Source organism: Ruegeria sp. HKCCD6604, from assembly GCF_013110635.1.
Classification (GTDB): domain Bacteria; phylum Pseudomonadota; class Alphaproteobacteria; order Rhodobacterales; family Rhodobacteraceae; genus Ruegeria.
Map to the genome: position 1 here is coordinate 732,211 of NZ_WVQW01000001.1, position 23,696 is coordinate 755,906.

The 23,696-nt window shown below is 59.9% G+C and carries 28 protein-coding genes; 4 read left to right on the forward strand and 24 right to left on the reverse strand.

Features of this window, described 5'->3' with window-relative positions:
• Positions 1 to 38 precede the first annotated feature (38 nt).
• A complete protein-coding gene (locus GS614_RS03640; RefSeq protein ID WP_171725530.1) occupies positions 39 to 485 on the forward strand; it encodes a TraR/DksA C4-type zinc finger protein in 447 nt (148 codons plus the stop codon).
• Positions 486 to 653: 168 nt separating this feature from the next.
• Here GS614_RS03640 and GS614_RS22050 read toward each other — a convergent pair whose 3' ends face one another.
• The 15 genes from GS614_RS22050 to GS614_RS03720 form a co-directional block, all read right to left on the reverse strand.
• Positions 654 to 4,769, reverse strand: coding sequence for a glycoside hydrolase/phage tail family protein (locus GS614_RS22050; RefSeq protein ID WP_253285279.1), 4,116 nt, complete (start codon positions 4,767 to 4,769; stop codon positions 654 to 656).
• On the reverse strand, positions 4,769 to 5,215 hold the full coding sequence (locus GS614_RS03655) for an NlpC/P60 family protein (RefSeq protein WP_171665372.1): 447 nt from the start codon (positions 5,213 to 5,215) through the stop codon (positions 4,769 to 4,771). Before GS614_RS03655 ends, GS614_RS22050 begins: the two co-directional genes overlap by 1 nt.
• Positions 5,212 to 6,099, reverse strand: a complete 888-nt coding sequence (locus tag GS614_RS03660) for a DUF2163 domain-containing protein (protein WP_171204952.1) — start codon at positions 6,097 to 6,099, stop codon at positions 5,212 to 5,214. Before GS614_RS03660 ends, GS614_RS03655 begins: the two co-directional genes overlap by 4 nt.
• The gene (locus GS614_RS03665) at positions 6,099 to 6,731 is read right to left on the reverse strand and encodes a DUF2460 domain-containing protein (RefSeq protein WP_171204953.1); all 633 of its coding nucleotides are present in this window, start codon (positions 6,729 to 6,731) and stop codon (positions 6,099 to 6,101) included. Before GS614_RS03665 ends, GS614_RS03660 begins: the two co-directional genes overlap by 1 nt.
• 15 nt (positions 6,732 to 6,746) lie before the next feature.
• Entirely contained in the window at positions 6,747 to 7,409 is a 663-nt protein-coding gene (locus GS614_RS03670; protein WP_171167644.1) for a phage tail tape measure protein, read from the reverse strand.
• Positions 7,396 to 7,605: a rcc01693 family protein gene (locus tag GS614_RS03675; protein WP_152458311.1), complete on the reverse strand. Its 210-nt coding sequence runs from the start codon at positions 7,603 to 7,605 to the stop codon at positions 7,396 to 7,398. The genes GS614_RS03670 and GS614_RS03675 overlap by 14 nt, the downstream gene beginning before the upstream one ends.
• Positions 7,602 to 7,922, reverse strand: a complete 321-nt coding sequence (locus GS614_RS03680; protein WP_152458312.1) for a gene transfer agent family protein — start codon at positions 7,920 to 7,922, stop codon at positions 7,602 to 7,604. Before GS614_RS03680 ends, GS614_RS03675 begins: the two co-directional genes overlap by 4 nt.
• 4 nt (positions 7,923 to 7,926) lie before the next feature.
• Positions 7,927 to 8,340, reverse strand: a complete 414-nt coding sequence (locus GS614_RS03685; protein WP_170343937.1) for a phage major tail protein, TP901-1 family — start codon at positions 8,338 to 8,340, stop codon at positions 7,927 to 7,929.
• A gap of 20 nt (positions 8,341 to 8,360) precedes the next feature.
• Positions 8,361 to 8,774 (reverse strand): DUF3168 domain-containing protein, encoded by a 414-nt coding sequence (locus tag GS614_RS03690; protein WP_152458314.1) that lies wholly within the window; start codon positions 8,772 to 8,774, stop codon positions 8,361 to 8,363.
• Positions 8,771 to 9,109: a phage head closure protein gene (locus GS614_RS03695; protein WP_171115397.1), complete on the reverse strand. Its 339-nt coding sequence runs from the start codon at positions 9,107 to 9,109 to the stop codon at positions 8,771 to 8,773. Before GS614_RS03695 ends, GS614_RS03690 begins: the two co-directional genes overlap by 4 nt.
• Positions 9,106 to 9,705: a head-tail connector protein gene (locus GS614_RS03700; protein ID WP_171725531.1), complete on the reverse strand. Its 600-nt coding sequence runs from the start codon at positions 9,703 to 9,705 to the stop codon at positions 9,106 to 9,108. The genes GS614_RS03695 and GS614_RS03700 overlap by 4 nt, the downstream gene beginning before the upstream one ends.
• Positions 9,706 to 9,874: 169 nt before the next feature.
• Positions 9,875 to 11,053: a phage major capsid protein gene (locus tag GS614_RS03705; RefSeq protein ID WP_171725532.1), complete on the reverse strand. Its 1,179-nt coding sequence runs from the start codon at positions 11,051 to 11,053 to the stop codon at positions 9,875 to 9,877.
• 34 nt (positions 11,054 to 11,087) lie between these two features.
• Positions 11,088 to 11,633 (reverse strand): HK97 family phage prohead protease, encoded by a 546-nt coding sequence (locus GS614_RS03710; RefSeq protein ID WP_171115391.1) that lies wholly within the window; start codon positions 11,631 to 11,633, stop codon positions 11,088 to 11,090.
• Between the two features lie 26 nt (positions 11,634 to 11,659).
• Positions 11,660 to 11,878 (reverse strand): hypothetical protein, encoded by a 219-nt coding sequence (locus GS614_RS03715; RefSeq protein WP_152458319.1) that lies wholly within the window; start codon positions 11,876 to 11,878, stop codon positions 11,660 to 11,662.
• Complete coding sequence (locus GS614_RS03720) at positions 11,871 to 13,031, reverse strand: phage portal protein (protein WP_171725533.1); 1,161 nt, start codon at positions 13,029 to 13,031, stop codon at positions 11,871 to 11,873. Before GS614_RS03720 ends, GS614_RS03715 begins: the two co-directional genes overlap by 8 nt.
• A gap of 266 nt (positions 13,032 to 13,297) precedes the next feature.
• On the opposite strand from GS614_RS03720, the gene GS614_RS03725 reads away from it, so the two are divergent.
• Entirely contained in the window at positions 13,298 to 13,816 is a 519-nt protein-coding gene (locus GS614_RS03725; protein WP_171725534.1) for a hypothetical protein, read from the forward strand.
• Positions 13,817 to 13,879: 63 nt separating this feature from the next.
• Here the strand turns inward: GS614_RS03725 and GS614_RS03730 are convergent, their stop codons facing one another.
• From GS614_RS03730 to GS614_RS03740, 3 genes are all read right to left on the reverse strand, one after another.
• A complete protein-coding gene (locus GS614_RS03730; protein WP_171725928.1) occupies positions 13,880 to 15,223 on the reverse strand; it encodes a DNA-packaging protein in 1,344 nt (447 codons plus the stop codon).
• On the reverse strand, positions 15,159 to 15,503 hold the full coding sequence (locus GS614_RS03735) for a hypothetical protein (RefSeq protein ID WP_171725535.1): 345 nt from the start codon (positions 15,501 to 15,503) through the stop codon (positions 15,159 to 15,161). The genes GS614_RS03730 and GS614_RS03735 overlap by 65 nt, the downstream gene beginning before the upstream one ends.
• Before the next feature lie 199 nt (positions 15,504 to 15,702).
• A complete protein-coding gene (locus GS614_RS03740) occupies positions 15,703 to 16,080 on the reverse strand; it encodes a VOC family protein (protein ID WP_171204959.1) in 378 nt (125 codons plus the stop codon).
• Between the two features lie 204 nt (positions 16,081 to 16,284).
• Here GS614_RS03740 and GS614_RS03745 point away from each other — a divergent pair, with 204 nt between their 5' ends.
• Together GS614_RS03745 and GS614_RS03750 are read left to right on the forward strand one after the other, a co-directional pair.
• Positions 16,285 to 16,656 (forward strand): winged helix-turn-helix transcriptional regulator, encoded by a 372-nt coding sequence (locus GS614_RS03745; RefSeq protein ID WP_318245759.1) that lies wholly within the window; start codon positions 16,285 to 16,287, stop codon positions 16,654 to 16,656.
• A 326-nt stretch (positions 16,657 to 16,982) separates the two neighbouring features.
• Complete coding sequence (locus GS614_RS03750) at positions 16,983 to 18,248, forward strand: DEAD/DEAH box helicase (RefSeq protein ID WP_171725536.1); 1,266 nt, start codon at positions 16,983 to 16,985, stop codon at positions 18,246 to 18,248.
• An 81-nt stretch (positions 18,249 to 18,329) separates the two neighbouring features.
• Here GS614_RS03750 and mltG read toward each other — a convergent pair whose 3' ends face one another.
• The 6 genes from mltG to fabG form a co-directional block, all read right to left on the reverse strand.
• Positions 18,330 to 19,487 (reverse strand): endolytic transglycosylase MltG, encoded by a 1,158-nt coding sequence (gene mltG, locus GS614_RS03755; protein WP_171725537.1) that lies wholly within the window; start codon positions 19,485 to 19,487, stop codon positions 18,330 to 18,332.
• Entirely contained in the window at positions 19,488 to 20,753 is a 1,266-nt protein-coding gene (gene fabF / locus GS614_RS03760) for a beta-ketoacyl-ACP synthase II (RefSeq protein ID WP_152458327.1), read from the reverse strand.
• A 183-nt stretch (positions 20,754 to 20,936) separates the two neighbouring features.
• Positions 20,937 to 21,680 (reverse strand): HisA/HisF-related TIM barrel protein, encoded by a 744-nt coding sequence (locus GS614_RS03765; RefSeq protein ID WP_152458328.1) that lies wholly within the window; start codon positions 21,678 to 21,680, stop codon positions 20,937 to 20,939.
• Positions 21,681 to 21,803: 123 nt separating this feature from the next.
• A complete protein-coding gene (locus GS614_RS03770; protein ID WP_171204962.1) occupies positions 21,804 to 22,343 on the reverse strand; it encodes a GNAT family N-acetyltransferase in 540 nt (179 codons plus the stop codon).
• 138 nt (positions 22,344 to 22,481) lie between these two features.
• Positions 22,482 to 22,715 (reverse strand): acyl carrier protein, encoded by a 234-nt coding sequence (locus GS614_RS03775; RefSeq protein ID WP_008756330.1) that lies wholly within the window; start codon positions 22,713 to 22,715, stop codon positions 22,482 to 22,484.
• 206 nt (positions 22,716 to 22,921) lie between these two features.
• A complete protein-coding gene (gene fabG, locus GS614_RS03780; protein WP_171725538.1) occupies positions 22,922 to 23,659 on the reverse strand; it encodes a 3-oxoacyl-[acyl-carrier-protein] reductase in 738 nt (245 codons plus the stop codon).
• Positions 23,660 to 23,696 lie beyond the last annotated feature (37 nt).

The window sequence follows — 23,696 nt, forward strand, 5'->3', positions numbered from 1 at the left end:
AGACCAAACGCAAACCCATGATCGGTCATGTAACGAAAATGAATGAGTCAGAGCGCACCCATTTCGAAACACGAATTCGCGAGCGATTGGCGGAATTGCAGCAGATGTCAGCGTCGGGACAGCAGGCCCAGGCCGTTGTCGAGCTGGATCAACAGGCCGTTGGACGGCTGAGCCGCATGGATGCGCTGCAAAATCAGGCCATGGCCAAGGCACAGCAGGCCAATCGCGATGTGGAAACACGCCGGCTTCTGGCCGCGTTGGAACGGCTTGAAGCGGGCGAGTTCGGGTATTGCGAAGACTGCGGAGAGCGCATTCCGGATGGGCGGCTGAATCTGGATCTGGCTGCCAGCAAATGCGTCAGCTGCGCGTCCGGCCAGCCTGAAATCTGGCAAGCTGGTGCAGAACCATCTCAAAACACTGACAATATTGCAGATCGTCAAACCCGGGTTCATCGGCCAGGGCCCTGTTTCGCGCAACGGCCATGAGAGAACCATTGCCGTAGACCGGGTGGAGCTTGCCCGTGCGCTCCAAATGCCTGTCGGCCAATTCCGCCTCGTGGATCATCCGCACACACAAAGCCCCCCTGTCCGGCTGCGCCACGGCCAGCAAGGCGCGCGCCGCAGCACTGACATCCCCATGCAGAACCGGCCGCATCAGGCAGCTTGCCCAACCGCAAGACGCGACCAAGCACCCGGTCCGAATACAGCAGATACCTGGGCCACTTCGACCTCATAGACCCCGGACTGACCATCCGCCGCTTTCATGGCTGTCGAATAGGTCCACCTTGGTTCGGATGTCAGTTCTTCACGCAGAACGGTTCCACCCGCAATGACACGGACCAGGTAGGATTCGTTTTCTTCGCCCAGGGGAATCTCCAGCCCCGACCAGTCATCCGCATCCGTTCGGGCACGTCGGATCCACGCAAGCTCATCCCCGGCGGCACCAGACCGAACCCGCATGTGCACAGGCGCATAGGGGCGCAATCCGTTGCCTGCAAACGAGGCAATCAGATGTTGATAGGACGGATCATCATAGCCGCGGGTCGCAGGCCCAATGCGAAAATGTTTGGCAAGACGCCTTTCGTTTCGCAGCAGGCTGATCTGTTGCACCCTGTCATTCAACAGAACGAATACTGATCCATCCGGCCAGACATCAGGCATCAAGGCTTCTGTTCCCAGTTGACCCCTGAGCCGCCCGGACAACGCGTATACATCCGGGGCCTCGAGCGCCGCGTCAGCGAACTGAAAAACCTCCCAGTTACCGGGTGTTCCGTCACCGATTGCAGCCAGATTGACGCCATTCATCACCGAGCTGCGCGGTCGGGATTCCAACTGACCTGCAAGCAGTTTGACCTTCAAGGCAGGGCCCTCATCCCAGACACCGGCACTGGCGCGCCTCAGCGGTGTTTCGGTCACGCCGACCACGGCCCGCTGGGCAATGACGTCGCTCAGGCGATAGCTATCGTCGCTGGACGAGGAATAGACCGCTGCCGCCCCGGGCCATGGATCTCCGGTAACGGCCAGATAGGGCGCATGAGGGGCCTCGGCCCCCGTGATCAAGGGCAGATCCAGAAAGACCGGCAGCACGGGGACCGGCGCGGCATAGGGTTTGACCGTTGCCGGGTCGTCATTCAATTCGGACGCTTTGTACACGCCCTGTTCGATCCGGACCGCTTCAACCAGTTGCAGGTCAGCGGATTCCAACCGGTCAATCCGGTAAACCGGCCCGGTTTCAGCGTCTGTCAAACGAACCAGATCCCCTGCCCCCAGATGCATTTGAGACGGCGGAAGCGCAAACCGAACCGTATCGCGGGAAACTCTGGCTTCGCTCAACCAGCGTTCAGCCGTTTGCCGCCCTTCGGCGCGGGTCATGGACAGAGGCATCTCATTCACGGATACGGAATGGGTGCGATCATCGGGCAAAACCGCCTCTTCCGCGACGACATCATGATCCGCGTCTGACTGAACAAAGCGCAGACGAACGCGCCCGGTCATTTCGGCCTCGGCCTCGCGCCGGTGTTCGACCGTACCCTCAAGATCGCTGCTGATCGCCAGATGGTCGGGGTTCAAGGCAACTGCGCCGTACCCGTCGCGCATCTGGAACTTCAACACTCCATCCCTTTCGATCGCATCAAACCCATAGCGCAGCATCAGCGGCTGCAAGGCGGAACGGGCGTTCGTCACGTCTTCGATGACATACCCTCGGACCACGCCGTACAGACCAGAGACGTCTATATCTGTGACACCTGCACCGTGGCAGATTTCGGTCACCACGGAGGCCAACGTGCGAGACCCGGACCGACCGTTCAGCCAGTGCCCTCTGGGATAGTTCTCGCCATCGTCCCACTGGCTTTTCAGGTTCGGAAAGGTCGGAAACGGACGGGTATCCCATGCCCAGACATAAGCGTTTGCCATGTCCAGCATCGGCGCGCCGTAGATGTCCGAGATCGGATTGACCTTCGGATCGCTCCAATAGCCAAGCATCGCCGTCAGATACTGAACCTGAATGAAGTCGTCGCGCAGCCCGTTCGAATACGCGGGCAACAACGATTCCGATGACTTCGGGTCCAGGAATTTGTTCGGCTGGTTCGTGCCCTTGTCGATTGCCGCACACCCCAACTCGGTGAACCAGATCGGTTTCGATCCGGGCACCCAATCGGTCGGGTTGGGTTGACGCTCACCTCCGATCCGTTCGTGATGCGAATTTGACCACCAGTTGCGCAGGTCCTTGTATCTCCAGATCCACGGCTCGTCATGCCCCTGATCTTCGATCGGAGTCCTGATCTGCGCTTCCGCCTCTTCCGGAGAGGCGTAGTACCAGTTATACCCTTCACCGCCTTCGATATTGCTGCGAAGATACCCAAGGTCGTAAATCGAAGGCGCGCCGGCCTCGGCGTCCAGATGATGTTCACCGTCACGCCAATCGGACAACGGCATGTAGTTGTCGATGCCGATGAAATCGATGTTGTCGTCCGCCCAAAGAGGGTCGAGGTGAAAATACCTGTCGCTGGTGCCCTTTGGCTGGTATCCGAAATACTCGCTCCAATCCGCTGCATAGCCGATTTTGGTGTTCGGCCCCAGAATCTGACGCACCTCGGCCGCCAAGGCGCGAAGCTGCGCAACGGCCGGAAAGCCCGAAGCCCCCCTGATCTGGGTCAGGCCACGCATCTCGGACGAGATGCAGAACGACGAAACGCCGCCGGCAGCCTTGCACAGCATGGCATAGTGCAGAATGAAACGCCGCAGGCTCCATTCCTGAGGGCCGGAATATGTGATGATTTCTTTGGCCGGGACACCGCTGTCCCCCAGCAGCCCGCCAAGGTTACCGCCCCCGGTTACCCAAGTTAAACCGGTATCCCCTCTGTCGTCAGGCCGACCACCCGGTCTGGGCCTGACCAGACCACCCGAGCCACCACCGCTGCCGCCCGATCCGTTCGTACCCTGGTTGATCGCAAAATCTTGCGCACGTGCTGTTCCGAAGAACGCGGCGACTTGTGCATCGGCCGATGCCGTCTGGTCCACGGAACCCGGACGTCCCGGCGCCACATCCAGGGTGATCCGCCCACGCCATGGCAGGTGAGGCTGACTTGATGCACCCGACCAGGGATCAGGCAGCCCGTTCCCCGGCAATTGCTCCATCAGGATGAACGGGTAAAACATCACCCGTTTGCCGGATTGGTTCAGATGCCGGATCGCCTCGACCACGGCCGCATCGGCCGGAGTCCCCCCATAGACCGGGCGGCCGTTCTGTCGCACCACAAGCCCGGCGTCGCTTCGGGCCTGATCAGATACGATCCAGGGCATATCGCTGCTGTCGATCTCACGCTGTTCGATCTTAGGCCGGATCTTGCAGTGTCCGCATCTCAGGTCATCGCCGAACCACGACACCACCAATGATGCGGCATCGCAATTGGGCAACTCGCTTTCCAGCGCTCGGGTCGAGGAGACAAGATCCGAGGTGCCGGACGCGGAATGTGCGTTTGCAGACCAGCTTTTACCAGATTGTGAATAATTCACCTGAGAGCTGGCCAGAGCGTATTCTCCGGTCCCCGGTATCATGGCGACCCCGCGCACGATCTGAGGCAATGCACTACCATAATCGGGCATGTCCCGCTGCGTGGGGCGCACAACTTCAAATGAAAACTGCGGCACCCGGTTGCCAAAAGCGCCGAGCGGGAAGTCCTCGATCACGACATAGGCGGTTCCGCGATATGCTGGAACCGTTCCAGCGCCTTCAATCGCCTCGATCATAGGATCCGGCAACTGATCCCACGTGCCATGATAAACCCGCATGTTGAGGCTGGATCGATCTTGCTCTTCTCCATCCGCCCAAATGCGCGCGACATCGGCAATCTCACCGGCGCCGACCGCAATCGCCAGCGAAATCGAGTAACTGTACGTGACCGTAGTCACCTCAGGGGTCTTGGGTTTCCCCTTGCCCCCGCCGCCGCCACCCTCTGTGGTGGTCGTCTGGGTCTCCAGAAAATCCGAAGCCCAAATAACCTGACCACCCACACGCATACGGCCAAACACGGTGGTCACTGGCGCACCTTCGCCGGTTTCCGTCAACCGAAACCGATCCATACGGCCGGTTTCGACGACTTCACTGCCGCTGCCCATAACGGACTGGTTGAAGAACTTCTGATCAAGGACCCGCCCGACCGTCGCACCAACGGCCCGACCGATAATCGCGGTTGAAAGGCCCGCAACCGTGCCCCCGATCGAACCGCCCAGCGCGGCCCCGGCCGCAGAAAGAAGAATAGTGGCCATCAATGCATCTCCATCGGGAATTCGAAACAGGAAACGATACGGCGGTACCAAGGCCTGCTCAGTGCGTTTTCCACCACGCCGTGGCCGGAATACGCGTGAATAAAGCGGGGCTCGGGGTGCGTGGTACTGACGATGCCCAGATGCTTGGCGACGCTTGCGTCGCGCATCCGAAACAGCAGAACATCCCCCGATGCCATTTTGCCTATTGGTTTTTCGACCAGATGCCGCCTGGCAGCCACCCACATCCGTTCCTCACCCTGCGGTTCGGACCAGTCCATGCTGTAGGCCGGAACAGATTCAGGTTCCCGCCCGATCACGGCGCGCCAAACGCCGCGCAACAGGCCCAGACAATCCGCACCGGCACCTTTGACCGAGGCCTGATGCATATAAGGCGTTCCAAGCCAATTGCGCGCCTCTGTCACAATATCCTCTCTACGTATCGTCATCGTAAGCTGCCTCCGCTATTGGCTTTGCTTTTCTTGGGAACAGCCATGACCCAGTCTTCGCCCGGAAGATCTGGAAATCCTTGAAAATTCAGAAAGTTGTTGAACTTGAACTGGCAGGTTTCCATGCGTTTGTCGCATCCTGCCCGCAGTTTCACACTGTCGCCGATCGCCAGGCTTGCCCCGAAACCGGACCAAAGCGTGATCTCGCGCCCGGTTGCCGTCTGCCTGTCGTTCTTGATCGAAGACCACAACCCCTTGGCAGATCCGGACAAAACATCCACGCGTCCCCGTTCGAACCAGCCTTCTTCAATGGTCTGGCCTCCTGCAACATGCAAAAGGGTGCCGCCATCGAAACCCGAGATCACACCGTCGAACCAATACCCCGGCGTGTCGGTGTTGAACCGGCAGGCCCGATCCCCCAACACAGCCGTGCAAGGCTTTTGGTAAACGCGCCCCAAAGGGCGGTTCAGCAAGTCGGTCAGGCCACGCAATTCCGCATGGAACGCGCCGCCAGAGCGGCGCAATTCACCGATAGAACCACGGAACTGAAGGACGCGCTGATCCAGATCTGCCCAATTGACCAGCCAGGCGCGCACTTCGGCCCCGTCAAAACGCCCCGCTTCGATATCCTCGTCGCGAATGGCCGCGTCAGACAGGGCGCCCATCGCTTCCGTGTTGTCGATGGATAGGCCCGTGGCCTGCTCGATGGCGGCGGCCGTCAGGCCGGTACTGGCCTTGAAGGTCAACCCGTCAAAACTCAGCTCCATGTCGTGGTCGGTGAAACCGTATTCCTGCCCGTCCGTGCGTTTGATCGCCCAACAGCGGCAGACCGTTGTCAACCCGCTTTGCAGATGCGCGTGCAGGCCCTTAATATCTTCAGCCATCAGATGCGCACCTCGACCACTGGAACATTCGGTACGTCGCCGGCCTGAAAACTGGCAACACTGGTCTGGATTTTGTCGGTGTCAAAACGCACCGGCACATCAAACTCAAAACCCGCGGTGATATCGACCTCTTCCGGCGGCGGGTCCGCAAACGTGACCCTGCCCGTCATCAGATCAACGTCAAAATCCACGCCCTCGCGGACCTCATCCTGATCCAGCCCCAGACGCACCGTCCCCAATACCGGTTTCACGATGGGACGCGCATAGCTTACTCCGCCCGATTGGTAGGTCTTGATCAACTGGAACTCGGTGCGTGTTCCGTCGCCTTTCGCGATCACCTGATCTCCGAAATTGATGTCCGCCGTGGCCTTGCCGGATTTGAAATCCGACCAGTCTTTCCAGCGAAAGCCGAACATCTGACCCTGCCGCGCTTCGAAGAACGAAATCAGTGTCTCGATATCGTCCAGCGACCGCATCCCCAGCCCCGCGTCATATCGACGACGCGAATGAGCCCAGGGCGTGTTGCGCTCTTCAAAACCATTGGCCAGCGTCACGATGTCCGTGCGCCGTTCCGGCCCCCCGACCGAGCCAAAGCTCAGGCTGGCGGGAAATCTCACCTCGTGGAAATTCATCAGCTGCTCCCTGATTTACCTGTTGCGATTGCCGCGCCCCAGCGCGCGGCTCATCTGGGCCGCAATCTGCCCCTGAGAGCGGCGGAACCCCTGCACATCAGGTGTCGAAATGTTCATCACCACATTCACGGCACGCCCGGCGCCCTGCGTCCGCACGCCCAGTTTGCCATCGGCCCCGCGCGCAAGCGGCATGATCGCCTCTGGCCCGGCTTCTCCCATCAGCCCGGTGCCGCCGCGCATGGGAAACATGGTCGGGCCGCTGACCACACCGCCATTGGCGAACGGCATCACCCGGCCCTGGCTGAAGCTACCGCCATCAGCAAAGGGCAGAATTCCCTTCACCAACCCGCCGACCGTGTTGGCCAGCATGCCGCCAAAGTGGTCCGTCACCGGCTTGATCGCAGCCGCATAAGCCGTTTGGATCAACGAGTTCCTCAGGATATCCAACGCACCGGAAAGGCTCATCCCATCCAGAACGACACCATCGAAGGCCTTGCGCAATCCGCTGGACATGCCGCGCTCCAGCGTGGCGACATCCTTGCCGGTCTCTTCAAATGCGGCGCTGATGCGCTTCATCTGGCTGTCAAACGCCGCCGCCATAGTCGCTGCATCGCCGAGGGAATCGCCCAGCGCTTCACCTCGTTCTTGCAGGTCATCAAACCCGTCACGATCTGTCATCACGCTCTCCTTGTGTCTTGTCCGGATAGGCGGCCAGCAAAGCGTCCAACCCCGCCCGGTTCATTGCGGGCGCTCCGGAACCCTGCCCCAGCATCAGCCGCAGCTCTGCCGGGGTCAGACGCCAGAATTGATCCGGCGTCAGTCGCAGCCCCAGAAATCCGGCCCGCATCAGGGCAGGCCAGTCGAACCCGCTCATGCGCCCTCCGGCACCATGAAGGCGCGCGCCAACAATTCGGCTGCGGTTCTGGCGGCAGCCATGGGGCCGCCTTCGATCTCGGCATGCATCAGGTCGGCCCGGGCAATGTTCCAGCCACCGCCCCGCAAACCGGCAACGATCAGCGCCAGAACATCTGCACTGGAATACGCACCGCCCTCAAACCGTTGCACCAGCTCAACCAGCGACCCAGCATTCAGCTCCTGCTCCAGCTCCGCCAAAGCACCAAGCGTCAGTTTGAGCACACGCTGCTCGCCATCGATGGTCAGCGCCACCTCGCCTGTCCACGGATTGGCCATCGGATCAAAGCGCCGTAAAGGTCAGAGCACCGGCACTGGCCATGCTCATCTCATAGGTCGCCTCACCGTTGTGCGAGCCCGCATATTCGATGCTGGTCACCTGGAACGGGCCTTCTACAATCCCGAAATCAGGGATGATGACCTGAAAGGCCGGAGTTTCGCCATCAAAGAACAACTGCCGCGCGCGTTCATCCGTGCCAGCATCCTTGAACACGCCCGAGCCAGAGATAGAAGCCGATTTGACCCCCGCCCCGGACAAAAGCTCGCGCCATCCACCCTGGCTTTCCAGACTGGTGACATCCACACTTTCAGCATTGAAACTTATGCGCGTGGCCCGCAGCCCCGCGATGGTCTGGAACAGGCCGGTACCGTTCATATCCATTTTGACCAACAGGTCTTTTCCGTTCTGGGCAGCCATGTGCTCTCTCCGTTGATTGCTTAGTCATCTTCCACGCGGGCGCGGAACTTCAGGTCGATCTGGCGGATGGTGCCGCCGGTCCCGGTGCGCCGGGCCGAGGCCCGCTCGAACCACAGCCCCACCAAACGCCCGCGAACCAGGTTAAGTGGCGCGTTTTCCAGCGCGTCACACACCGCGCCCGCCAGTGTTTTGGCAGCACCGAACCCTGCCTCCTGGGACACCACCGAAACGGTGAAGCGGTGTATCGCGCCCGCGCCTGTTCGGTCCGACGCGTCGCGCACCTCTTCGGGGCCCAGCGTCACATAGGTCTGCGGCACGGTTCCCGCGGGTACGGCATCATAGATCGCGCCCCCCGATTGGCTGCTGACTGCTGCGTCCGCTGAAAGCTGTTGATACACGGCCGCCTGCAAAGCGGCGGAAACGCCATAGCTCATGCCGCCACCTCTTCATCTGCGAAACAGGTCAGGAACTTGCCGCGCGGGTCATGCTCGGCCACGGCCCGGATTACGAAACAGCGATTTCCCTCGCGAAACCGCTGATCTGGCGCGGGGCGCACCGAAGATCCCATGGGCGCTCCGCGTACCACGATGCGGTACCCGACACGCGAAACGGACGCTCCGGCGATCTGCCGTTCGGCCCCACTGCGCGCCGTCACCTCGGCCCATAGCGTCCCCATCGCGGCCCATGTTTCGGTATAGCCCCCCGACCCATCAGCACTTCGCATTGGCGCCTCCAGCACCAGTTTACGGTTCAGATGCGGCGTATTCATTGCGATACCCCCGCCCCGAAACGCACCATGCGATAGCGCTGGATCAGGCTGGTGACACCAAAGGGCATACATCCAGCGCCCAATGAGGTTTCATCCCGGTATTCATAGTAATGCGCCGCCAGCAGCAGCACGGCTTGCCCAAGATCGGCAGGCAACCCGCCCCAATCCTGCGCCATCCCCGCGACAAACGAAATCTTTATGGAACCACCCGTTTCGATGGCAGGCAGGCTGGATCCCAATGGGCGGATCCGGGGCCGCTGACTATCATGCTCCAGGCGATAGGTCGCGGCGTCCGCAACTTTTTCGGCTCCTTGCTTGTCAGTCAGCGTTACGGCCTGCACTGAAACCACCGGGGCCACAGGCAGAACTTCGCCCGACGGGTCGCGCCACCTGTTCAAACTCCACGAGAAATCCCGTGTGATCAGAACCGTGCCAGTGCGCGCCTCGATCGCCGCGATGGCGGCCCGCAGGAACCCCTTCAACACTTCATTCTGCACATCATCTTCGGCAAAGCCCGTGCCCAACCTCAGATGCGCCTTGAACTGATCCACCGGCAGCGCCGCATCCGCGATGGCGGTCTCTTCGATCAACATCATCCACTCACTCCGCAATCTCGGACCCCTCCAGGGCCCCATCCTTGGAAAATGGCGGGCACGCGCCGCCCCACGTTGCTCGGACGGAGGGGAGCAGCTAGACAACGCAGAGGATCTCACTCCGGCCCGCGCCCGCCGTCCGAGGGGCCAGGCCCCCCGGATTCAGCCCGCGTTAGGCGGTGCCGAATTTCACCAGCTTGATCGCAGCAAAGTCGCTGACATCGCCGCCGACGCGCTTGGTCGCGTAGAACAGGACATGTGGCTTGGCACTGAACGGGTCGCGCAGCACGCGCAGATCAGGACGCTCGGCAATGGTGTAACCAGCCTGGAAGTCACCAAAGGCAATTGAGAAACTGTCGGTTGCCACATCCGGCATGTCCTCGGCGATCAGAACCGGATACCCCATCAGACGCGCCGGCTCACCTGCGGCCAAACCATCGGACCACAGGAAGCGGCCATCGCTGTCCTTCAGCTTGCGGATCACACCTGCGGTCTTCGAATTCATCACGAAGGTCCCGTTGACCCGGTACTGCGCGCCCAGCGCATAAACCACATCGACAATCGCATCCGCATCAATACCCGCATCAATACCGGTCGCGACATAGCCAAGGCTGCCCCAGGACCAGCCATCATTCGGAACCGCTCGGTGGATCATCAACCCCTTGGGCTTGTCGACGCCATCGCCGTTGATGAATGCGGCCGCCTCGGCGCGTGCAAACTTGTCGGCAATGCGCCCGGCCAGCCAGCCCTCGACGTCGAAGGCGCTGTCATCCAACAGACGCTGCGACGCTTTGGGCAGCGCGCTCAGCTCGTGCAGCGGGATCGAGATGCGATCGATCGACGATGTTCCGGTTTCCGCTGTGGCCGAGTTTTCGTCAGCCCAGCCCGCACCTACATCGGTGTGATCGATCAGCACGTCGAACGAATTTGCCTCGACATTCACGACCGATGCAATCGAACGGATCGAGGCGGTCGAGTTCAAAACCGACTTGATCGTCTCGGCAGTCTGCGGATCAACCAGATAGCCACCATCGCTGTTGACCGCTGTTGACAGGGACTTGGCCTCCATCTCGAGGCCACGCAGCCCGTCATCTTCGCCGGACCGCACATAGGCGTCAAATGCCTTCTGATGCGGGGCTCCGTCTTCGATCGAAGCGGCAAGATGCGGGCGTGCCGCGATGGTTGATTTACGATCCAGCATGGTCAGTCGCTCTTCTGTTTGTTGCACTTTGGTGTTAACTTCGGCTTTCAGACCCTTGAATTCATTCACGAAGCCAGCCATCGCCTGCTTCACCTCATGAACCAGGGGCGCACCCTCTCCGGTCAAGGCCGGGGTTTCGGTCTTGCTCATCAGCATGTCCTGTTCTGAGTGGTTTTGAGGCGCGCTAGTTCCGCGCCAGCTCCTGCCGGGCATCGTTGAATACGTCGGCAATACAGCGCAGGGCCTCCTCGGCGTCAGGTGTCCTTCCCTTCGCCGCCACCCGCGCACTGGGCAGCATCGGGAAGGTCACCAATGACACCTCCCACAGCTCCAGTTCGGTCAGGACCCGCTGGCCCCTGTCATTCTTCACGGCCCGTTTGGTGCGGTAGCCGATCGACAGACCATCCATCGCACCTGCCCGGATCAATTCTGCCGCCTCGCGGCCCTTCTGCGTGCTCTCCAGCAGACGCCCCTTGACCCACAGGCCCTTGTCGTCCTCGCGTACTTCGTCCCACACGCCGATGGGCTGCGCCGGATCATGCTGCCACAGCATCTTGACGCGCTGCCCCGCCCTGGCCAACCTGTCAAGCGAACCGCGATAGGCGCCACGCTGCACCACGTCACTGCCCTGATCGACCTGCCCAAACAGGCTGGCATAGCCCTCGATTACCGCATCATCCGTAACCGACAAACCGTCGCCGAACCGTGCGAACTTATGTTCCAAATCCATGAACTTCTCCACGTAACCCATTGAACTCATGGCGCTACCACCAAGAGAGATTGAAACGCCTGTGCCAGAATCACCGCCGCCACGCCATAAACCGTCAGCCACAGCCGGCGCTCCAGCCGCTCCATCATCTCTTCGATCTGATCCAGACGCCGACACAGATGTGCATGCTGGATCTCGGCCACCCGCTCATGCGCGGCCAGACGCAGACCCGGCGCGCACTCGAACGAGGGATACCCCTCACCCATCCGCACGCTCCGGCAGGCCCAGCAAGGCACGCTTCTCGGCGTTGGTCAGGAAGTCGGCCCCGTTGACCCGCGCCCATTGCGCATCCCGTTCTGCGGACAGCGCAGGCACCTGATCCAGATCGGGCTTCAGCATCAAATCCTCACCGGTAAAGCCCACCAGCCACTCCGACACCGCCGCCGCCACCCGCGTCACCAGGGGCAACACGGTCAGGCGATAAAACGCCCGGTTGGCCTCCTGATAGTTCGAATAGGTCGCATCGCCCTGGATCCCCAGCAGCATCGGCGGGACCCCAAAGGCCAGCGCGATCTCACGGGCGGCGGCTTCCTTGGTCTTTTGAAACTCCATATCGGACGGAGAGAACCCCATCGGCTTCCAATCCAGCCCCCCTTCCAGAACCATAGGACGGCCTGCATTGCGCGCCCCGCGATAGTTCGCCTCGATCTCGTCTGACAGACGCCGGAACTGATCTTCGGCCATCACTCCATGGCCATCACCCTTCCAAACCAGCGCCCCCGAAGGCCGCGCCGCGTTATCCAACAGCGACTTCGACCACCGCGACGCACTGTTATGTACATCAATCGCCATCGCCGCCGCCTGCATCGGCGAGAACCCGTAGTGGTCATCCTGAGGGTGGAACGATTTGATATGGCAGATGGCTTCCGCCGCAAACCGATGTTTTTTGCCGCCAACCGCATAATCATACGCCTTGGGCCATCCATCCGCCCCCGGCACCACGCTCATCCGGTCCGAGCGCAACACATGCAGCTCAACCGGCAGGCCTTCCTCGGCCTGAACCGCCTCGACAAAGGCATTGCCCGACAGCAGCAACTGCCCGAACAAGGTCTCCATCAACTCCGCTTGCCCCTGCGCCGCATTCGGACGGCGCATCAGGGACAGGATCGGATGGGTCTCATAACGCTGCGCCTGATCCTGCAACACCAACGGCAAAGCCGCCGCCGCCTCGGCAATCAGCTTGACGGAACGAAACCCCACCGGGTTCCCTGAAAACCCCGTCCGCGTCAGCGACACCGTGTCCCTCGGGCTCCAGGCCACGCGCCCGCCCGTCTGCCACGCCACCACCGGCCCAGCCGCGCTTGCTTTTGCCTCGGGCGCCGCTTCAGCCGATCCACGACGCAAGAAATCGAATACCATCTGTGCTCCTTTCTGCCGCCGCTCTGCCCGGCTTGTTGAAAGGAGTTATGAGGGAAAGACGTTTAAGCCTCGGGAATGGAGCGTACGGGGGGTGGGCAACGGTTGGAAACAGCTAAATCCACACTTGGTAACGCGTAGCCCAATCAAAACTTAACGACTGGTTCTAAAATTTCGGTTGTGATCATTCTATCTCGCTTCGCGCTCCTTTATAGAAGAAGAAACATAAAGTCGGGAAACCTACGAGAAACATAGTATTTTCAAGCCTATTGGTATTCACTCCCCTTGAAATTTCACTAGCGCAAGACGCCCAATCATCGCTTGCTCAAGAAATAGAGAAATCTTCCGAGACCCGACGGATCGAGGGAGGAAACAAGATTGGCAGTCGTGAATACTTCCCTGAAATATGTTTTCGAAACTATATTGATGTGCGCGGCTGCAATCTGACTGCCGTGGCTGAAGAAACGACAGCTCAAGGCATACGAACTCTCGGCATCACTTTTGATCTCGCGAGAACTGACCTACCCGACCCCAATGATCCCAACAGCTCGGATTGGGGTGTTGTCAGCCTGGCGGAGCATATTCAGTTCGGGGAGAAAGCGTTTAGATTTATCGAACCGTATAGTCCTACTCCGTATGGAACAGGCGACCTTTACGTTTCCATAGAGTTTTCTCCCGAAAAATCTTACTGGTTCGGGATGAACGAATTGCAAGACGCTGAACAGCCTCATCGGCTGTTAAGTCTGCTTCACCAATATCAAGCCCAGTATTGCGCCTTATCGGGATAGAACGATCATAACTGTTGACTTCGCTTCATTGGTACGGCGCGCTGAGAAGTTAGTGAATGAACTTCACAACCTCCGCACCCTCGGCCGCCGATACGCACCCGCGGGCCCCACGACCAACTCATGCAGCGCCCAGACCAGCGCATCGACGCGGTCGGGCGAGCCCTGCCCCTCAAATCCCCGCGCAGTCATCTGGCACATCTGTTCCTCCAGCGCCTCCAGCCCGGCCACATGGAACACCCGCCCCTGTTCGTACAGCGCCGCCACCGGCTCGGCCCGCGCCACCTTGCCGCGTGAGGCCCGCACCGCCCGGAAAGGGACCAGAGGGGCCACCTGCCGCACCACCTCTTCCACCAGCTGCCCGCCTTGGTTGACCTCAGCCACCAGCCGTTCGGCCCCGAATTCGTCCATCGCGTCAATCGCCGCCTGCGCCCAGCCCGCCGGGCCGACGCCCTGCACCGTCCGATCAGCCAGCACATAGGCACGCCACTCCTCGGGCGGACCTTGCAATTGCGCGCCCACCACCACGATCCCACAGGCATCCGCGCTTGATCCCGCCGTCACCGCCGGGTCCAGCGCCACGACGACTCGGTCCAGGTCCGGCACCTGCGAACAGCGTGCGTCATCCAGCATGGATCCGGTCCACAACGCCCCTTCGGCATCGGCCAGCAGCACCCCGTCCAGCTCCTGCCGCCCCAGCCGCGTGCCCGCGTAACGCGCACGCACCTCTTGCAGGAACGAGTCCGCCAGATTGGCCCGGTTCGCCTCGGTCGGCGCATCGGTCTGAACCGTGGACGGCGAGGCCAGCAGATCCTTCAGCACCTTCACGTTGCGCGGCGTCGTGGTCACGCAGACCCGCGGCCGCTCACCCAGCCGCAACGCGAATTGCAGCATGTCCCAGGTCTCGCCGGCCTTCTTCCACTTGGCCAACTCATCCACCCATGCCGCATCGAACTGAGGCCCCCTCAGACCCTCAGGATCATGCGCCGAAAACGCCTGCGCCTCGGCCCCGTTGGGCCAGATCAGTTTGCGCTCGGATGCCTTCCACACCGGCCGACGATCCGGCGGCGAGCATTGCAAAATCCCGCTATCGCCAAAAATCATCACATCGCGTACCTGATCGAAGGTCTCACCAACCAAAGCCACCCGACAGGCCTGGCCCTTATCCAATGGCAAAGACCCCTCGACCATCGACCGTACCCACTCGGCCCCGGCGCGCGTCTTGCCCGCACCGCGCCCGCCCATGATCACCCAGGACCGCCAGTCGCCCTCGGGTGGCAGCTGATGCGGCAGCGCCCAGAATTCGAACAGGAAAGGGAGGGCACACAGCCCTCCCTCCCCGATCTCACTCAGAAATCTGTTCTGCGCCGCAACAGGCGCGGAGGCGAGCCAGCCTGCACCCGACTTCAAACCGAGCTCGGTCAAGATCGAGCGCGTACCCTCCTTGGGCAATTCCGGCTTGTCTGTGATGTTGTTCGACAAAGCTTGTCTCCACTTTCTGACAACTTCGGATCAGCCCCTCTAACTGCCCGAGTTGCTTGGCTGAACCAGCAAGATCTGCATCCTCCCCGGCTCCGATCTGTTTGCGCAGGTCTTCCGCCGCTTGCCGCAGATCGCGAATGGACCTCTCAAGCGACTGCAACAATTCAGCCGTCTGGGAAATCCGCTCTTCCGGGGTAATCAAAGTCATGTTTGCCTGTGACCTCATGCGTGAGTTTTCTCCGCACGAGGGAAGCAAAAAACGGCCACCGGGTCGCCCCGGGGCCGTTGCCCACTTCCTCTAGCATGTCACAAGCTATACGGTATTAAGTGCGCAAAGTCAATGAGTTGCGCAACGTCGACGCAACACGCAGCGGTCGCTGTGTTGAGTTTTCCTTTACCTCTTACTCTCAGCTCTGGCCTGTCAAATCCTGCGCCAGCATCAGCGCATTCCTATCCGGATCATAGAACGTTGCCGTGCTGACCATCCCCTCAATCGTGTCCGTTTCACCGTCAAATTCCACTCCTGCAAGTTCCAACTTTCCGCGCGCCTCCGCGATATCCGCGACTTCGAAAACAGGCACGCAATTCCCCGGAGAGGCTTCGGCCTGTTCGCCCAGCCCCAAAGTGACTCGGTCGACATTGGTTCGCAATTCGCTCCATCCCGCTTCATCAATGTGGTGGATAAGCTCAAATCCCAGCTTGGCGGCATACCATTCCGCACTGGCGTGTCGATCCCGAACGGACATCGCAAGTGTGATGGTGTTTTTCAATGAAACGAGCGACATAAGGCTTTTCCTTTTTGAAAAATATATTTACTATACTTTATGGACATAAATACACTTGTCAAGCTGACATCGCGGGCTTGGTCCCTGAAAATTCTTGCCCTGCTGCACGCCAAAGTTCCGGGCCGGCAAGCCCCGCTTTTGGCAGCGACCGACGCAAGCCGAACGGCCTTTGCAGCCAGCCTTTCTCATCTTATTGAACTTGGAATGATCGAAAGAAACCCCGGACATGGGCACCCTCTGCGTCCAGAATTTCGACTTACGCCATTCGGAACCGAGGCTGCCACGATCGCCAGCAAGATAATTACTACCGCCCGCTCTGAGGATGAAATCAGACTGCTAAGAAAATCCTGGACTGTGCCAGTTCTGGCGTTGACAGGTACCCCTCATCGTTTCTCGGCCATCAAATCTGGTCTTACGATCATTACAGATCGGGCGCTGTCCTCATCCCTTCACCAATTGGAAGCACAAAACTGGATCCGACGCGACATTCACACTGCCGAGAGGATGCCATTTCCAACCTATCAGGCCGTGAATACTGGAATGGCGATCAACAGGGCCGTTGGTTTTACGCTGTAATTCAATGGCAGTCTGGTGCCGCGAACAGTGCCTTATTCGACTCAGTAGACCACCAGAAGGCTTGCCAGCGCTTGACATTTCATGGCGGAACCCTCATGTGCCCCACATCACAGCGCTGATGCGTGAGTTCAAGCGGACCTCGTCCGCCCCACAGCGCCAACTCATCATTCCAGTTCCCCATCACGCAGGGTTCTTGACGCGGCGGCCGGATGGCGCAGGATACGCCTGCTCGTCCCGAGGTCTCGCACAACCCCTGTCGGTCGCCAACGCGCGACCCTTCATGACCTGTCCGTGGGCCAACGCTCCGGGCTGCAAAGGATAGTTATTTGTTCGACTTTGATATGCTGGGCCTTGCCCCGGCACTGAACGAGGCACTCAAACGCGCCAATTTCACTCAACCCACCCCAATCCAGAATCAGGCGATTCCACTTGCTCTGAATGGTCACGACATTCTGGGACTGGCGCAAACCGGCACCGGAAAGACCTTGGCTTTTGGCCTGCCTCTGATCGATCACCTTCTGGCCCAACCCGGCAAGCCCGACCCGAAAACCGCCAAAGCACTGATCCTGGCGCCCACCCGCGAACTTGTGAATCAAATCGCCGACAGCCTCCGCACCTTGACGAAAGGCACCAAGCTGCGTGTGGCCACCGTTGTCGGTGGCCAATCGATCAACAAGCAGATAATGTTCCTTTCCCGTGGCACTGATATTCTGGTCGCCACACCGGGCCGCCTGATAGATCTGATGGAGCGGGGCGCGGTAAACCTCGGAGCGGTGCGCCATCTGGTGCTGGACGAAGCAGACCAGATGCTTGACCTGGGCTTTATCCATGCGCTGCGAAAAATCGCTCCGGCACTGGGCACCCCACGCCAAACCATGTTGTTTTCGGCCACTATGCCGAAGCAGATGGAAGAGCTCAGCCGCGCTTACCTGACCAACCCGCAACGGGTGCAGGTCTCGCCTCCGGGCAAAGCCGCAGACAAGATTACGCAATCTCTGCACTTCGTCTCCAAACCCGGGAAACCAGCCAAGCTGCGTGAAATCCTGTCGAAGGACATGGATGCCCTGACACTGGTCTTTACCCGCACCAAACATGGCGCGGAAAGGCTGATGAAAGGGCTTGTGGCCGATGGCTACAACGCCGCATCCATCCACGGCAACAAAAGCCAGGGTCAGCGTGATCGCGCGATCAAGGCGTTCCGCGCGGGTGACATCAACATTCTGGTGGCCACCGACGTTGCCGCCCGGGGCATCGACATCCCGGGCGTCGCCTACGTGATCAACTTCGACCTGCCCGAGGTACCTGACAACTACGTCCACCGTATCGGGCGCACTGCCCGCGCAGGGCGCGAGGGCGAAGCCATCGCCTTCTGTTCCGCGGAAGAAGTTGATCTGCTGCGCCAGATTCAAAAGCTGATGAAGATCGAGATTCCAGTTGCCAGTGGCGCGATGCCCGAAGCTGTGCAACCTGAAAAACCGGCGCGCCGCCCGAACAACCGTCGCCGGGGGTTCAAACCCAAATCCGCCGACGCGGGGTCAAAACCCGCAGCAAACAAACGGCGTCGCCCACGCGGCAAACGTCCGGCGGCCTAAGATCGGAACACAAAAAAGCCAACGCCGGTTCAATGACCGGCGTTGGCGCAACACGATGAACGAAACCATTTTTCGTTCAGATCAATTCCCCGAATTCTGCTCTGCCTCAATCTCGCGCCATTTGGCGACATTGCGATTATGCTCCTGCAAGGTTTCGGCAAATGCATGGCCGCCCGTGCCATCGGCAACGAAGAACACGAAATCCGTGTCATCCGGCGCAACAGCAGCTTCAAGGCTGGCCAAGCCCGGATTGGCAATCGGCGTCGGCGGCAAACCGTCTATCTGATAGGTGTTCCACGGGGTTGGTCGGTTCAGCTCGCTGCGGCGCAGCCCGCGCCCCAACGTGCCTTGCCCTTTGGTGACGCCATAGATGACGGTCGGGTCCGTCTGCAACCGCATCCCCTGTTTCAGCCGGTTCACAAAAACACTGGCCACTTGCCCGCGCTCTTCCGGAACTCCGGTTTCCTTTTCGATGATCGACGCAAGGATCAGCATTTCTTCGGGATTTTGCAGCGGCAACCCGTCCTGACGGCTTTCCCAAACGGCATTGATCCGCAATTGTTGCTTGTCCTGCATCGCCTGCAAAATGTCGTTACGGTCCTGGCCCGCCACAACATCGTAACTGTCGGGCGCCAGCATCCCTTCGGCCGGGATCTCGGTCACCTCACCTGTCAAAGCGTCGAACGCCTTCAACGCCTGGACCACCTGCCACGAGGTCACACCTTCGGCCAGCGACACGCGGTAACGGGTGTCCGCCTCGTTGCGTTTCTCGGTATAGGTCTCAGGCACCTCGTCTTCCGAAGGATCAAACGACGCGATTTCGACAAAATCCAGGGTCGCAGGGTTCAACTCGCGCACACGGGTCTGAGCACGCGTCACACCGATACGATACTCAATCTCGGATCCGCAGGTGCTGGCACCGCTGCTGGTAATTTCGTCGATGATTTGCTCCATCGACGCGCCTTCCCGCACCAGGAAGCTGCCGGCTTTCAACTGCTGTGCCCGATCCGTGTAATCGGCGGCCATCCGAAAGATCGTGGCACTGCGGATCGCGCCCTGATCTTCCAGTTCCTGACTGACACGTGTCATGTTCGATCCGCTTCTGACCTGAAGGCAGATCGCGGTTTCAAGCGGGCCTTCGGCCTTGTACTGGGTCTGCCCCCAAAGGATCAGTCCACCCATCAGGAACAGGCCGACCACCAGAATGGTCAGCGCGTTCGAAGCAATGGCCCGCCACATTTAGTTGGCCTTTCCGAAGATCACGCTGGCATTGGTGCCGCCAAACCCGAACGAGTTCGACAGGGCCACGTTGATCTCGCGCTCACGCTTGGCGTTCGGGGCCAGATCAATCGGTGTCTCCACCGCGGGGTTGTCCAGGTTGATCGTCGGAGGTGCGACCTGATCGCGGATCGCCAGAATCGAGAAGATTGCCTCGATCGCCCCCGCTGCACCCAAAAGGTGCCCGGTTGCCGATTTGGTCGACGTCATGGTGGCGTTCGCGGCGTGGTCTCCCAGCAGACGTTCGACCGCACCCAGTTCGATCGTATCCGCCATGGTCGAGGTGCCATGGGCGTTGATGTAATCCAGGTCCTTCGGCTCCAGCCCCGCGCTGCGCAACGCGGCTTTCATCGAACGTTCTGCCCCGTCACCATCCTCGGACGGTGCCGTGATGTGATATGCGTCGCCCGACATGCCATAGCCCAGCACCTCGGCGTAGATCTTCGCACCGCGGGCCTTCGCGTGTTCATACTCTTCCAGGATGACGATGCCCGCACCTTCGCCCATGACGAATCCGTCGCGGTCAACGTCATAGGGTCGGCTAGCCGCCTTTGGGTTGTCTGCATATTTGGTCGACAACGCCTTGCATGCGTTGAACCCGGCGATGCCGATTTCGCAGATGCAACCTTCGCCGCCACCTGCAACCATGACGTCTGCGTCACCTGCCCGAATGATACGGCTGGCGTCACCGATTGCATGGGCACCGGTGGAACACGCCGTCACGACCGAATGGTTCGGCCCTTTGAAGCCGTGCCGGATCGACACCTGACCTGATGCCAGGTTGATCAGAGCGCCCGGAATAAAGAACGGTGAAACCCGGCGCGGGCCCTTGTCGCGGATCAGATTGGCGGTATTCGCGATCGAACCCAACCCCCCGATGCCCGAACCGATCAGAACACCTGTTCGCAGGCGGTCCTCTTCATCTTCCGGCAACCAGTTCGCATCCTTGCAGGCCATTTCCGCGGCTGCGATGGAATACAGGATAAAGTCCTCGATCTTGCGTTGCTCTTTCGGCGGCATCCAGTCATCGGGATTGAAGGTCCCATTGGTTCCATCCCCGCGGGGCACCTCACAGGCGTAGGTCGTGGCGACACCACTGCCTTCCGCATCAAAATGCGTGATGGGACCAGCGCCGGACTCTCCGTCCAGCAGCCGCGACCAGGTTTCCTCGACCCCGCTGGCCAAAGGAGTGACCAATCCAAGACCGGTTACAACGACTCTGCGCATGAAGTGCCTCTTGCCTGCTTCCTGTTATGAGAACCGCTCTTACCCCGGCCCGGGGTGCGGGGGCAAGAGCAACGGCGATTTCAGGCGGGCTTCCCGCCGCCGGGCAACCGAAGCAGTACCGCTGTGGGTTACGGAAATCGGTGCCCGCCCTTTCACGGATCCGGTTGAAAGGGCGAAGCGTATTTATTGGAACTGTGCCACCGGCTCATGCGCCGATTTTGCCATTTCCAGTGCATCCGTCAGATCAAGTGTCTTGCGAAACAGTGCACGCCCCACGATTGCACCCGAGATATTGGGAATATAGGCCAGCCGCGAGATGTCATCCGCGGTACGTACAACCCCGCTTGCTATCACCGGGGTGCGCGAATGGCTGGCAAGTCCCGAGATCAGGCCAAGCTGAGCCTCGACGTCCTCCATATCGCTGTCGATATCCGTCACCACGATAGCAGCAAATGGCGCTCCTTCGAATGCATCGATAAACGCTTCGGGCGTGAATACGCTTTGGCTGCGCCAGCCATCCGTCATTACATAACCTTGCCAGACATCGACCGACAGCACGATTTGATCCGGGTAGAGCGTGGCCAATTCCTTGACCAGTTTCGGCTCGCGCGCTGCCAGCGTCCCGATCACGACGCGACCGACGCCCTTGTCGATCCAGCGTTCGACCTGTTCGCGGGTCCGCATACCCCCCGCCAACTGAACCGGGATTTCGGCAGCGCGGATAATCTCTTCAATCAATTCGACGTTGGTATCCTTGCCTTCGATCGCGTCGAAATCGGTCAGATGCATCCATTCGGCACCCGCTTCCGCCCAGCTTCGCGCCGTTTCAACCGGGTTTACATGCCAAATCATAGCGTTGTCCAAACGACCTTTGTCCAACGTGACACACCGGCCGTTCTGCAATTCCATAGTGGGGTATATCCTCATGAGCTCGGTCCTCCGCTCAATCGCTCTGAAAATCCCCGGAAGCATACACCTTGAACGCGCTCCCAATATCACCGGGATCGGCACAGTTTGGCCATTTTGCGGCATAGTGTCGAAGTGGCGGATTTACGCGAGCGCAGGTGGCCCGTTGCGCCGAAGCAAATGCACCGGGGTTTCATTATACACCCCTTCCCGCATCAATACATAGCCCAGCTTTTTGGCAAGTTTCTGCGACGAGGCGTTGGACGCATTCACCATCGCAACCAAAGGCCCGGGAATCACCCGGTCAAACCAGTCATGCGCTGCCTTGGCCGCCTCATACCCCAGGCCCTGCCCCTGCGCTTCGGGCGCCAGAACCCAGCCCGCTTCGGGAAAGCCGTCGAAATCATCGCCCATCTGACGGTTTCCGTAAAAGAAACCGGCCTGTCCGATCAGCTTTCGATTCGATTGTTGCAGCACACCCCATTGTCCAAACCCGGCCATGTGCCAATGCCCGGCATTGCGCAAAAAGGAATCCCATGCCTCTCCGCGCGATCGGGGTGAGCCGCCAATATGCTGAACGACGCACGGATCTCTCCAGATCTCGGCGAACCGGTCAAAGTCCTCCGGGCGCATGGCACACAGCGTCAAACGCGCGGTATTTATCATGGGAGTGGATCTTATCATGCCCTGTCCACTTTGAATTTTGCCTCAATGGAAACAGTGCGCATCCGAAAATGCACGCGCAAGCGTGAATTTTGAGCGGGCATAAAAAAACGGCGCCTCCGTTGCTCGGAAGCGCCGCTTTTGATCAGAAGGAAACGCTTAGGACGCTTCACTGATGAATTTGACCGCGTCGCCGAAGGTCTGGATGGTCTCGGCTGCGTCATCGGGGATTTCGATGCCGAACTCTTCTTCGAAGGCCATGACCAGTTCAACGGTGTCCAGGCTGTCTGCGCCCAGATCATCGATGAAGGACGCGTTTTCCGCGACTTTATCTTCTTCAACACCCAGGTGCTCAACAACGATCTTCTTAACGCGATCTGCGACGTCGCTCATGTCTATTCCTCATTCCTTTACAGGGCGGTCTGCCCGATTCTGCCCTTGCCCGCACGGGTTGGCTTTGATTTGCCCGTTTCGGGCGGTTTGGGTCCCGGCGAACCGGGAAGTCGAAGGCCGACCTGAACAACCGGCCCCGCATAGATGCGCCGCCTATAGCATAGTCGACGCAAGAGGCAAACGCTTTCGCGCTGCCCCTGTGGCGATCACAACATGGCCATACCACCGTTCACATGCAAGGTGCTTCCGGTAACATAACCCGCTTCGGGGCTGGCAAGATACAGAACAGCCGCTGCAATTTCTTCGGGTTCACCCATGCGGCCCGCCGGAACCTTGAGCAACAGACCCTTTTTCTGCTCCTCGGTCAGCTTCTCGGTCATTGCAGTCGTGATAAAACCCGGTGCCACGGCATTCACGGTAATTCCGCGCGTTGCCACTTCGTGAGCCAAAGCCTTGGAAAACCCTATCATCCCGGCTTTTGACGCAGCATAGTTGGCCTGCCCCGGATTACCGATTACGGCCACCACGGACGAGACATTCACGATCCGGCCCCACCGTGACTTCATCATGCCGCGGATCACACCTTTGCACAGTTTCATCGTCGAGGTCATGTTCACGTCAATAACGCTCTGCCATTCCTCATCGGACATGCGCATGAACAGGTTGTCGCGCGTGATACCCGCATTGTTCACCAGGATATCCACCGATCCCATCGCCTCGACCGCTTGCTTTGGCAACGCTTCCACGGCTTCCGGATCGCTCAGATTGCAAGGCAACACATGCGCGCGTTCGCCCAGTTCGTCTGCCAGAGCCTGCAATGGCTCGACTCGTGTACCGGACAATCCGACCGCTGCGCCAGCACCGTGCAACGCACGTGCAATGTCGCCTCCGATACCGCCCGAAGCACCGGTGATCAGCGCATTTTTACCTGTCAAATCAAACATTCGGTTTTCCTCTTGGTGCGTCGGCCACGACGCTTTT